11 protein-coding genes are annotated in these 11,226 nt (G+C 48.1%); 7 read left to right on the plus strand and 4 right to left on the minus strand.

Annotation, left to right across the window (positions count from 1 at the left end; genetic code table 11):
- The first annotated feature begins 51 nt into the window (after positions 1 to 51).
- From HWQ58_RS27790 to HWQ58_RS27815, 6 genes are read left to right on the plus strand one after another with little or no spacing between them, the layout of a single operon-like run.
- Positions 52 to 930 (plus strand): STAS domain-containing protein, encoded by an 879-nt coding sequence (locus HWQ58_RS27790; RefSeq protein WP_292870145.1) that lies wholly within the window; start codon positions 52 to 54, stop codon positions 928 to 930.
- A 13-nt stretch (positions 931 to 943) separates the two neighbouring features.
- On the plus strand, positions 944 to 1,357 hold the full coding sequence (locus HWQ58_RS27795) for an STAS domain-containing protein (RefSeq protein ID WP_292870148.1): 414 nt from the start codon (positions 944 to 946) through the stop codon (positions 1,355 to 1,357).
- A complete protein-coding gene (locus HWQ58_RS27800) occupies positions 1,344 to 1,742 on the plus strand; it encodes an anti-sigma regulatory factor (RefSeq protein ID WP_292870151.1) in 399 nt (132 codons plus the stop codon). The genes HWQ58_RS27795 and HWQ58_RS27800 overlap by 14 nt, the downstream gene beginning before the upstream one ends.
- Before the next feature lies 1 nt (position 1,743).
- Positions 1,744 to 2,748, plus strand: a complete 1,005-nt coding sequence (locus HWQ58_RS27805) for an ATP-binding SpoIIE family protein phosphatase (RefSeq protein WP_292870154.1) — start codon at positions 1,744 to 1,746, stop codon at positions 2,746 to 2,748.
- Positions 2,749 to 4,899 carry an ATP-binding protein gene (locus tag HWQ58_RS27810; RefSeq protein ID WP_292870157.1) on the plus strand — a complete coding sequence of 717 codons (2,151 nt, stop codon included), beginning with the start codon at positions 2,749 to 2,751 and terminating at the stop codon, positions 4,897 to 4,899. It abuts the gene before it with no gap.
- Positions 4,892 to 6,865 carry a response regulator gene (locus HWQ58_RS27815; RefSeq protein WP_292870160.1) on the plus strand — a complete coding sequence of 658 codons (1,974 nt, stop codon included), beginning with the start codon at positions 4,892 to 4,894 and terminating at the stop codon, positions 6,863 to 6,865. Before HWQ58_RS27810 ends, HWQ58_RS27815 begins: the two co-directional genes overlap by 8 nt.
- A gap of 151 nt (positions 6,866 to 7,016) precedes the next feature.
- Here HWQ58_RS27815 and HWQ58_RS27820 read toward each other — a convergent pair whose 3' ends face one another.
- The 3 genes from HWQ58_RS27820 to HWQ58_RS27830 are packed head-to-tail and all read right to left on the minus strand — an operon-like array spanning position 7,017 to position 9,025.
- On the minus strand, positions 7,017 to 7,448 hold the full coding sequence (locus HWQ58_RS27820) for a hypothetical protein (RefSeq protein ID WP_292870163.1): 432 nt from the start codon (positions 7,446 to 7,448) through the stop codon (positions 7,017 to 7,019).
- Between the two features lie 44 nt (positions 7,449 to 7,492).
- Positions 7,493 to 8,242 carry an SDR family oxidoreductase gene (locus tag HWQ58_RS27825; protein ID WP_292870166.1) on the minus strand — a complete coding sequence of 250 codons (750 nt, stop codon included), beginning with the start codon at positions 8,240 to 8,242 and terminating at the stop codon, positions 7,493 to 7,495.
- A 42-nt stretch (positions 8,243 to 8,284) separates the two neighbouring features.
- A complete protein-coding gene (locus HWQ58_RS27830) occupies positions 8,285 to 9,025 on the minus strand; it encodes an SDR family oxidoreductase (protein WP_292870169.1) in 741 nt (246 codons plus the stop codon).
- Positions 9,026 to 9,209: 184 nt separating this feature from the next.
- Here HWQ58_RS27830 and HWQ58_RS27835 point away from each other — a divergent pair, with 184 nt between their 5' ends.
- Positions 9,210 to 10,145, plus strand: a complete 936-nt coding sequence (locus tag HWQ58_RS27835; protein ID WP_292870172.1) for an AraC family transcriptional regulator — start codon at positions 9,210 to 9,212, stop codon at positions 10,143 to 10,145.
- A 274-nt stretch (positions 10,146 to 10,419) separates the two neighbouring features.
- On the opposite strand, the gene HWQ58_RS27840 is transcribed toward HWQ58_RS27835, so the two are convergent.
- Entirely contained in the window at positions 10,420 to 11,157 is a 738-nt protein-coding gene (locus HWQ58_RS27840) for an SDR family oxidoreductase (protein WP_292870175.1), read from the minus strand.
- Positions 11,158 to 11,226: the final 69 nt, after the last annotated feature.

An 11,226-nucleotide genomic window follows, 5' to 3' on the forward strand; every position in this document is an offset into this window, starting at 1 on the left:
TAATCATCGCTTTCAGCTTGGGCTGAATCGTCATACACTGATTTTGAACTAATGAAAGCGGTTGCCCTCACAGAAACGATGAGCGAAAGTAAAATATCAGAGATATTAGAAACCTTCGAGGCAGACTTGCTGTCGGAGTGGACTCAAGAACTAGCCAGTGTCAATATTCGCAGAGGCTTGATTAAAGAAGGCCAGCTCAAGGAGGAGTGCCGGGAATTTTTAAGTTTGTTTCGGATTGCCGTTGGGCGGGGCAATTTTACCAATATTCAGGCAGGGGAGTGGCAGGAGATGCGAGAGATGCTCAACAGCATTTCTCGATCGCGATCGCAAAATGGCTTCACACCCTCAGAAACGGCTACATTCGTCTTTTCGTTCAAGCAACCCCTCTTCAACCGAATGCGTCAGCAATTGAAAGACCCCACTGAGTTGGGTGAAAATATCTGGCTAGCCACAGACTTACTGGATCGGCTAGGATTGCTGACAATTGAAATGTATCAAAAAACGCGGGAAGAAGTGATTTTGCGGCAGCAGGAAGAGTTGATGGAGCTGTCTACCCCAGTGGTTAAACTCTGGGAGGGAATTTTGGCATTGCCGATAATCGGCACTCTGGATAGTGCCCGCACTCAAATGATGATGGAGTCGTTATTGCAGAAGATTGTCGAAACAGGTTCCGAAGTTGCCATCATTGACATTACCGGCGTTCCCACTGTTGATACCCTAACTGCTCAACATCTGCTCAAGACCGTTACCGCCGCCCGTCTCATGGGAGCCGATTGTATGATCAGTGGCATTCGTCCTCAAATTGCCCAAACGATTGTTTATCTTGGCATTGATTTGGCAAATGTAGTCACGAAAGCAACGTTAGCCGATGCCTTTATCACGGCGCTAAAACGGTTAGGAATGACCATTACCCGCCCTCAATCCAAATAGGTGGAAGGAAGCAATGGAACGCATTCCTATACTCAAAATGGGCAATTTCCTGCTTGTGACGATCCAGGTAGATATGCACGATCGCCTCGCCATGACACTACAGGACGACCTGACCAACCGCATCACTGAAACTCACGCTCACGGTGTATTGATTGATATTTCTGCATTAGAGATTGTTGATTCCTTCATTGGTAGGATTTTAGGTAATATTGCCAAAATGTCACGGGTGCTGGATGCTGAGACGGTTGTCGTCGGGATGCAGCCTGCCGTGGCAATCACCCTAGTGGAATTGGGGCTGTCGCTGACGGGCATTCGCACTGCCCTAAACGTCGAAAAGGGTATGGCACTGTTGCGCTCGTCACTCAATCAAACCACAAATCAAATCACTGCCACGAAACGGCGTGCAGATGACGATGCAGAAGACTGAAACGATCGACATTCAATCTTCTACAGATGTAGTTTTAGTTCGGCAGTCCGTGCGCCAGCTTGCCGTAGAGATTGGCTTTGGCTTAGTAGACCAAACTAAAATTGTGACTGCCGCTAGTGAGTTAGCTCGCAATACCCTAGACTATGGTGGAGGCGGCACAGTAAAGCTAGAAACTCTTGAGGAAGGAAGACGACGAGGACTCAGGTTGACCTTTGAAGATCGAGGGCCGGGAATTCCCGATATTGAGTTGGCGCTTAAGGATGGGTTTACGACCGGGGGCGGGTTGGGTATGGGGCTGAGTGGTGCCAAACGACTTGCCAACGAGTTTCAAATTCAGTCTGCGGTGGGAGAAGGGACACAGGTAACAATTGTACGATGGAAATAAAATGAGAGAATCTGTCGCCATCACAATTATTGAATCCAGCCAGACCGGAGAAGCTCGGCGAGCAGCGATCGCTTTGGCAACTCAGCTTGGCTTTCAGGAAACGGAACGAGCCAAGGTTGGCATTGTGGTGACAGAGGTTGCTAACAATCTGGTGCAGCACGCCCACGGCGGAGTAGTCCTGCTGCGATCGCTCAAGCAACATTCCAGAATTGGCATTGAAATCTTATCGCTAGATAAAGGACGGGGAATGGTCGATGTGGATGAGTGTTTGCAAGATGGCTTTTCCACAGCCGGAACTTTAGGCAATGGAATGGGTGCAATTCGTCGCCTTTCTGGTTTATTTGAAATTTACTCCATTCCCAACCAAGGAACAGCGCTCCTGGCTCACCTCTGGCTAGACCCAGCCCCCCATCTGCCTGAGAAGATTTTAGAAATCGGAGCGATCTGTTTGCCCAAACGAGGAGAAGAGGTTTCTGGAGATGCCTGGGCTTGTGAAATCGATGATTGTCGCAGTCTGTTGCTAGTAGCCGATGGCTTAGGGCATGGGCCTGCGGCTGCCAGTGCTTCTGAAGCAGCCGTGAGAATGTTTCAAGAACATTCTCAGCGTTCTCCTGGGGCGATCGTCGAAGCTGCCCACGCAGCCTTGCGAAGTACACGCGGAGCAGCACTGGCCATTGCCGAAATTGACTTTGAACAACAGTCTGTCCGCTTTGCTGGAATTGGCAATATTGCTGCCAGTATTTTCTCCTTTACTGAGCACCACAATCTGGTGTCTCACAATGGCACGGTCGGACATGAAATTCGCAAAATTCAAGAGTTTAGCTATTCTTGGTATGCCAACGGACTTTTAATTATGCATTCTGACGGATTAGGCGCTAAGTGGCAGATTGATCGCTATCCAGGCTTGAGTCAAAAACATCCCAGTTTGATTGCAGGTGTGCTATACCGAGACTTTAACCGAGAGCGGGACGATGTGACGGTATTAGTCGCCAAAGGAATGGTTTAGATGACAAGCGTTTTCACGATCGCCATCCAGTACGAACAGGATGTTGTGCAAGCTCGGCAACGAACTCGTGAGATCGCCGAGCAGTTGGGCTTTGATGCTCAAGATCGGGCACGATTGGCAACGGCAGTTTCCGAAATTGCCCGCAACGCCTTTCAGTATGCCAAAGGCGGAACGGTTGAATTTTGCGTGGCAGGAGAGCCGCAAGCGTTTCTGATTCGGATTCAAGATCGGGGTGGGGGCATTCCTCATTTAGCAGAGGTTTTGGCCGGACGCTATACCTCTAATACAGGAATGGGGCTAGGCATTGTGGGTACCCGCAGGTTGATGGATTTCTTTGAGATTGAATCGCTGCCAGAGCAGGGAACAACGGTAACAATCGGCAAAAGGTTGTCGAAGCGCACGCCTACTTTCACCGATTCGCAATTGCAGCAGATTCGAGAAACCGTGATTGGGCGATCGCCCGAAAATCCCTATCAAGAAATCCAGCAGCAAAACCAGGAATTACTCCGGGCAATGGCAGAGCTACGCAAGCGCGAGGAAGAACTGAGCCAGCTCAATCAGGAATTGGAAGATACCAATCGCGGCGTGGTTGCCCTCTATGCAGAACTGGATGAGAAGGCAAGCTCCCTACAACAGGTAAACGAGCTAAAAACCCGCTTTCTCTCGAACATGAGCCACGAGTTTCGCACGCCGCTCAACTCGATTCTCTCCCTCTCTCGGATGTTGCTGGCACGGATGGATGGTAATTTGACTCTCGAGCAAGAGAAGCAAGTGACATTCATCCAAAAGGCGGCGAGCGGATTATCAGAACTGGTCAACGACTTGCTGGATTTGGCAAAAGTGGAAGCTGGAAAAATTGAAGTGCGTCCTAGTTCTTTTGAAGTTAGTGACTTATTTGGCACACTGCGGGGGATGCTGCGCCCATTATTGGTTCAAGGCTCCTCTGTAGCGCTGATTGTCGAGGAACCTGAAGGCATTCCGCCGCTCTATAACGATGAGGGAAAAATCGCTCAAATTCTGAGAAACTTTGTCTCGAATGCGCTCAAATTTACCGAGCAGGGAGAGGTGCGCGTCAGCGCGGTGCAAACGGGTCATACCGTCATCTTCTCTGTATCTGATACGGGTATCGGCATTGCTCCCGCCGATCAAGAGCGGATTTTTGAAGATTTTATGCAAATTGAGTCCCCTCTGCAAAAGCAGGTGAAGGGAACCGGGTTAGGATTGCCGTTATCGCGCAAGCTAGCGGAGCTAATTGGCGGCAGCATTTCGGTGAGAAGTCAGCCGGGTAAAGGCTCTACCTTTACAGCCTTGATTCCGATCGTCTACCCAGATGCCAGCGAATTGACCACTGTACTGCAACCAATCGTATCAGTTGAGCCAACTCGCCTGCCCATTCTGGTGGTTGAGGATCATCCAGAAACTCTATTTATTTACGAAAAGCATCTTCAGGAATCAATCTATCAATTGATTGCTACCCGCACCTTAGCTCAGGCAAGGCTTGTCTTAGAACAATTTCGACCGGCAGCGATTATGCTAGATATTCTGCTGGAAGGGCAAAACGGCTGGACGTTCTTGCGAGAAATCAAAGGGGATGAAACTACTCGTGCTATCCCTGTACTCGTTATTACCATCATTGATAACGAGAAGCAAGCACTGGCGCTAGGAGCAGACGGTTTTCTAATTAAGCCGGTAGACAGATTGCCGCTGTTGAACAAACTTAATACGCTAATTACTGAGAACAAGCCGCAAAAAATCTTGTTAATTGACGATGACCCTGCCTATCGGTATCTGGTGAAACAGTTGTTAATAAATACACCTTTGAGCATTTTAGAAGCCACGAACGGACAGGAAGGATTAAATTTGGCACAACGCGAACAGCCAAGCGCGATCGTGCTGGACTTGGAGATGCCAGAGCTCGGCGGGTTTGATGTGCTCAAGCAGCTTAAAAATAATTCCGTCACTCAGTCGATTCCTGTGATCATCCACTCATCTGCTCAACTGGATACAGAAGCACAGAGCCGGTTAGCAAAACAAAGCATTGCGATTGTTTCCAAAGAAATAGGCTCTCAAACTACAGCGATCGCCCAACTTGAAGATGCGCTTGTCAAAGCCGGACTTGTTCTAGAGGTTTCAGGGGAAAGTCATGTCTGAGCCACAGGTTACGATCCTGCATGTTGACGATAACGAAGCCAATCGTTACGTTGTTACCCGTATTTTGCAAAATGCAGGCTTTAGTGTCGTGGAAGCGGCAACTGGAGCAGCAGGATTAGAAGTTGTTGCTAACTTTCAGCCTGACTTAGTAATTTTAGATGTCCAACTACCAGATATCAGCGGCTTTGAAGTCTGTCGCCAAATTAAGGCAAACCCGGAAACGGCTTTTATCCCTGTGCTACACCTTTCTGCAAGTTTTGTCCAAAGCCAGGATAAAGCAGAAGGCTTGGATAGCGGTGCTGATGCTTATCTGGTGCAACCCGTTGAACCGATTGAACTGCTTGCCACTTTGCGATCGCTCCTACGAATTCGCCGGGCGGAGGAAGCTGCTTTGTCCTCAGCACGGGAGTGGCAAACCACCTTTGATTCTATGAACGACGGCGTATCTCTGGTAGACCCAGAAGGTATGATTCTGCGCTGTAATCGAGCGATGATGCAGCTTTTTGGCAAGCCCTACCAGGAAATCTTAGGTTGTGCTCACCATGAGTTGATGGGCGCAGAATTGGGAATCGGCGATGGCACTTGTTTTCGCCGTGCGAAAGAAACTCACCAACGGCAAATTCTGGAATTTCAGTCTCAAGAACGGTGGTTTGCCAAAACCATCGACCCGGTACTTGATGAGCATGGGACTCTCACAGGTGCCGTTTTCATCCTGTCCGATATCACCGAACGTAAACGAGCATCAGCCTTGCTGCAAGATCAAAACGATCGCCTCAATCAATTGATGATTTCTTTGCAGCAACAGACTGAACAAGCGCAGCAAGCCAACCGCATCAAAGATGAGTTTCTAGCAGTCCTATCTCATGAATTGCGATCGCCCTTGAATCCGATTCTGGGTTGGGCAAGAATTCTGCAAAAGAGTCATCAGGATGCAGCCAAAACTCAATACGCCCTCGAAACGATCGAGCGCAACGCGAAACTGCAAGCACAACTAATCGAAGATTTGCTCGATGTGTCGCGCATTCTCCAAGGTAAGTTGAGTTTAAATACAGTTCCAGTCGGTCTTACTTTTACCATCAAAGCTGCCCTTGAAACCGTGCGGCTTGCTGCTGAAGCTAAATCCATTCAGATTCAAACAATATTTGAACCGAACGTTGGGCAAGTGTTGGGTGATTCTGGTCGCCTGCAACAAGTTATTTGGAATCTACTTTCTAACGCGATTAAATTTACCTCACAAGGTGGTCGAGTAGAGGTGCGGTTAGAAACTATAAAGGATGAAGTAGATACTCATCCTGCCCAATACACTCAAATCACTATCAGCGATACTGGTAGGGGGATCTCTGGTGACTTTTTACCCTACGTGTTTGACTACTTTCGCCAAGCCGATGGGACAACGACGCGAAAATTTGGCGGGTTGGGGTTAGGGTTAGCAATCGTGCATCATTTGGTTGAATTGCACGGCGGAACTGTTCAGGCAGCCAGTCCTGGAGAAGGGCAAGGAGCAGTGTTTACAGTCAAACTTCCACTGATCGCTGCTTCAAAATTGAATCAAGATAATACTGCCGATCGCGATCGCTCAGATTTGAATCTCAATGGATTGAAAACCCTGCTTGTAGACGATGACAAAGATTCACGGGAGTTCATTGCCTTCGTGCTAGAACAGTATGGGGCACAAGTAACTGAAGCAGACTCAGCAGATGATGCTCTGAGCAATTTGATGCAAGCAAAATTTGATTTGTTAATTAGTGATATTGGTATGCCCGATATGGATGGCTACACACTAATTCGTCAAATTAGAAAGCAGTCACCTGATCGGGGCGGAGAAATTCCAGCGATCGCCCTGACTGCTTATGCGGGAGAAACCGATCGACAACAAGCACTAGCTGCCGGATTTCAACAGCATATTTCTAAACCAATTGAGCTAGAAGTATTAATACAGGCTATTTTGACTCTAGTAAGGGTATAGCAACCTGACTTCTGTCGTTATTTTTTGAGAGGAAGCGTAGATGCAAAGCGGCTTTTCACCTATTTTTGTGTGGTTCGTGCGGTATCAGTCTTTCTATTTCAGTAGTACCGGAAGTGTGATCAGGACACGAAGGCTATGGTGCGGGATTTGCCTATAAATTGAGTTCGTTCTGTGTCATGCCAAGCCTAAGCGCATAGCCCGCGTGGATCTTCAGTTGGGGTAGACTACCCTGTGCTGCAAAAGTGTTGGGCTTGCTCCCCCCGCTAGAAAGCTCCCTTCCCCTCTGCTTCTTCGGCGCGATCGCTTCGATATATGCCGCGCCGATGTTTTTGGCTACGGCGAACATATCAGCGACATGATAAGCAGGCGGATTCATCGCATAAACGGCGATCGCGCTGTCCAACGCTTGGGTTATGGCACCAGCATCGGTGACATCGGCCAAAGCAACGTCCGCGCCTTTGGATCGCCAAGCCGCGACGTAAACTTTCACCAGAACTTCGTCCGCTTTTGGTTCTGGACGCTTGACATCGACGTAATCCAAAACGTCCTCATTGCCGTATGCGTTAATTACGATCGCTTTCATTTTTTTCCTATGTTTTATTCAATCGGTATTGCAGGTCGCTACGCCTACGGGTTAAGAGTCTGAAACATCGTGTCAGCATTCCCATTTTCGGCGGCGAAGCGGAGCGGCTTGCAGCGCTCTACCACGACCTCTTCTACAGTTTGGTGATTGGCGAGGATGTCCATCACCTCGGTAATGAACTCGTTGAGGGGCATAGCGAGAGGATGGGTCATTTGATGTTCGCCGCTGAGTCGAGTCTGGACATAAGGCGGAATAATCTCGATCACCTCGGTTGTGGTGTTTTTGAGCTGGTGGCGTAGCGATAACGAGTATGAGTGGATCGCTGCCTTAGTCGCGCTGTAGGTTGGAGTCGCTGCATTCGAGACAAAAGCCAACCCAGACGAAACCGTGAGAATGGCAGAGTGCGGCTGCTTTTGCAGCAGAGGTAGGAGTGCCGCTGTCAGGCGAATAGGGCCAAGGAGGTTGGTGGTCACGATCGCCTCGGCATCCTCTAGGTAATCTGGTGGTGATTTGAGATCTTCTACCTTCGCGATCCCAGCATTGTTGATCAAAACATTCAGCCCTGGGTAATCTTGAGCGACTTGCTGACTAAACGAACGGATGCTGTCTTGCTCGTTGATATCCAGTAGTAGAGATTTGATACCAGGATTAGCCGATGTCACCTCATCTAATGCATGTTGACGCCGACCAGAGACGATCACCTGATTGCCTTTTTTGTGAAAGGACTCAGCGAGTCCGCGACCAATCCCCGATCCGCCGCCAGTTATCAGAATTGTGTTTCCTGTAATTTGCATGGTAGTCTCCTAAATTTTTCCTGTTATTGAAATTAGTTTGAATTAAATCGACTGACCGCCAGAAACTTCAATTCTCTGAGCATTCACCCATTTGTTATCTTCAGAAAGTAGAGAGGCGATCGCGCCTCCAATATCATCAGGAAGACCCACGCGACCCAATGCGGTTTGCGAGGCGAAATATTGATTCACCTCAGGATTGTCACGGACACCACCCCCCCCGAAATCAGTTTCGATCGCCCCTAGAGCGACGATATTCACTGCAATCCGCCGCGCTCCCAGTTCTTTTGCCATGTATTTGGTTAAAGTCTCCATCGCCCCTTTCATCGTGGCGTAGGCGGCATAACCAGGCAGGGTCAACCGGGTGAGTCCAGACGAAAGATTCACGATTCGTCCGCCGTCATTGATCAGTGGCAATAGTTTTTGGGTGAGAAAGAAAACGCCCTTGACGTGAATATTCATCAAGTGGTCAAAATCTTCCTCGGTCGTGTCGGCAAACGATGCATACACACCTATCCCAGCATTATTAACGAGAAAGTCAAAGCGATCGGTCTGCCATTGATCCTGAAGTGACTGCTGAATTTGTCCGACAAAACCATCAAAGGTTTTAATATTTGCTGTGTCCAGTTGCAGTGCTACAGCTTTAGCGCCAAGCTGTTCAATCTCTGCAACGACGTTTTTCGCTTCTTCGGCATTGCGATGGTAAGTGACGATGACATCAACCCCTTTTTTAGCCAGATTCAAAGCAGTACTTTTGCCCAGTCCTCGGCTCGCTCCGGTTACCAATGCAATTTTGGTCATTGCCTTATCCTTCTGCTGCGTTATTTGAATATATTCATCGTATGTTTGCAGACCGGGATTCTCAATACACAGACCTCGCAGTTTATTGCCTAATCCTCCAGATTATGATCTTATGACTGGATAAGAATGTTCTATAATAATACGCAAAAGAAAATAAGTCCTAAAAACGATGACAGACGAACTCATCGCCGATCGATGTCGAGAACTAGCCGCCCTTATCAACCGCCACACTAATGGCAAGGGTGATGGTTTTCACCAAACGAGTATCGCGCCGCTGGGATTTAGCCGTGAGTCTTTGACTGGGAGGATGTTACATGGAGTCAGCACCCCGATGCTGGCGATCGTTGTTCAGGGTAAAAAAGGTGCAGCGCTGGGTGAGGAAATCTATCGGTATGGTGAGGCGCAATATCTGGTTGTTTCAGTCGATCAGCCGATTACCGGATTTATTATCGAAGCGACCCCCGATCGCCCCTTTTTAGGATTCAAACTGGATCTTGACCCACGCGAACTCTGTGAGATTATTGCTGTCCAAACCAATGCGTTGGCAAAGCCTCTCAGAATGAGAATCGCGGATAAAAAAGAAACTTCGGTTCGAGGCTTTTTCGTCAGCACCGCCGACGTATCATTACTCGATTGTGCGCTGCGACTGACACGGCTATTGGATACACCCCAAGATATTCCGATCCTGGCTCCGATGATGATTCGCGAAATCTACTACCGCTTATTAATCGGCGAACAAAGTGAAGCAGTTCGTCAGATTGCGACATCGGGTAGCAACATGCAGCGCATTGCAACGGTGATCCAAAGCATCAAGGTGGATTTTACCAAACCAATGCGCGTTGCCGATCTCGCTGAACAAGCCAGCATGTCGCCTTCGTCTTTCCATCACCATTTTAAGCAAGTGACATCGATGAGTCCGCTGCAATATCAAAAGCAGCTCCGACTCCTAGAAGCTCGTCGGCTCATGCTGGCGGAAAATTACAATGCGATTACGGCTGCTGATCGGGTCGGCTATGAAAGTCCATCCCAGTTCAGCCGGGAATATACCCGCCTGTTTGGTGCGCCGCCAATTCAGGATATCGAGCGTTTACTCTCAGTCGGATAATTATATGGGACTTAGACAAAAAACACCCAGAAAAGAGCCTTAAATCTATATACAGAAAGACTTTGACATCGTTATGCTTAGTTGATTGATATATTTGGGTTTGGGCCATTTTTGAGTATTTGGTGTATTCCCCTTACCCTGTATGGGTTTGAGGCTTGTTTGTCCCGAAAAAATGTTTAAGTCCCGTTAATTCCTCATGCTGAGGGGGTGCCAATGGTTCGTTCCTCTCTACGAGACGCTACGCGAACGCAATGAGGTTGTTAACTACCTGAAACTACCAGGGGATTTCTCCCGTTTCCGGGTTGTATTCTTCACTAAAAAATTTTCCTGTTGGACCGTCGCTGTCAATAATGGCGTATTTAGCTATACGCGAGCCAGCCTCCTCGACGGTACCGGTTCCGCGGTGATTGTTAAAATCAGTTGCGACAAAGCCCGGGTCAATCGTATTTACTTTAAATGGTGTATCACGTAGTTCGTAAGCCAGGTTAATGGTATACATATTGAGGGCGGCTTTTGAGGATTGGTACACGGCTGCTTTATGGTTGTAATACGGATTGGTTGGATCGTCGCTTAAGGTAAGCGAACCTTGACTCGAACTTACATTTACGATGCGTGGTTCGGGTGACTTTTGCAGCAAATCCATAAAAGCCTGGGTAGCTCTGACTACGCCAAACACATTGGTATCAAATACCTTTTTAAATGCGTCTATACTGGCACCAGTTGCTGATTGCGGCAAACCTCCGCTAATCCCGGCGTTATTAATCAGCACATCCAACACTTCGGTTTTTTTGCCTATTTCGGCACGGGCTGCCTTTACCGATTCATCATTGCTGACATCTATTTGGATGGCTTCCACATCGGTTAATCCTTCAGCTTTAAGCTTTTCTACCGCTTCCAGTCCATTCTCTAAATTACGGCTGCCTAAATAAATGTAATATCCCTTTTGCAGCAGTTGGCGGGCAGTTTCTAAGCCAATACTTTTATTGGCTCCGGTAATTAATGCTTTTTTCATGATTTTTTTATTTTTAATTATCAATTGATTTACTGATACAAGATTAGTCGAAAAACAAGCAGATGGGCT

This window comes from Nostoc sp. LPT (assembly GCF_017115165.1).
In the GTDB taxonomy this organism is placed as follows: Bacteria; Cyanobacteriota; Cyanobacteriia; order Cyanobacteriales; family Nostocaceae; genus Nostoc.

Bases quoted from the DNA above. Each gene is read 5' to 3' on its own strand.
- HWQ58_RS27805 (WP_292870154.1), top strand. From the start codon at position 1,744: ATGAGAGAATCTGTCGCCATCACAATTATTGAATCCAGCCAGACCGGA.
- HWQ58_RS27825 (WP_292870166.1), bottom strand. From the start codon at position 8,242: ATGCAAATTACAGGAAACACAATTCTGATAACTGGCGGCGGATCGGGG.
- HWQ58_RS27835 (WP_292870172.1), top strand. From the start codon at position 9,210: ATGACAGACGAACTCATCGCCGATCGATGTCGAGAACTAGCCGCCCTT.
- HWQ58_RS27840 (WP_292870175.1), bottom strand. From the start codon at position 11,157: ATGAAAAAAGCATTAATTACCGGAGCCAATAAAAGTATTGGCTTAGAA.
- HWQ58_RS27800 (WP_292870151.1), top strand. From the start codon at position 1,344: ATGCAGAAGACTGAAACGATCGACATTCAATCTTCTACAGATGTAGTT.
- HWQ58_RS27795 (WP_292870148.1), top strand. From the start codon at position 944: ATGGAACGCATTCCTATACTCAAAATGGGCAATTTCCTGCTTGTGACG.
- HWQ58_RS27790 (WP_292870145.1), top strand. From the start codon at position 52: ATGAAAGCGGTTGCCCTCACAGAAACGATGAGCGAAAGTAAAATATCA.
- HWQ58_RS27820 (WP_292870163.1), bottom strand. From the start codon at position 7,448: ATGAAAGCGATCGTAATTAACGCATACGGCAATGAGGACGTTTTGGAT.
- HWQ58_RS27815 (WP_292870160.1), top strand. From the start codon at position 4,892: ATGTCTGAGCCACAGGTTACGATCCTGCATGTTGACGATAACGAAGCC.
- HWQ58_RS27810 (WP_292870157.1), top strand. From the start codon at position 2,749: ATGACAAGCGTTTTCACGATCGCCATCCAGTACGAACAGGATGTTGTG.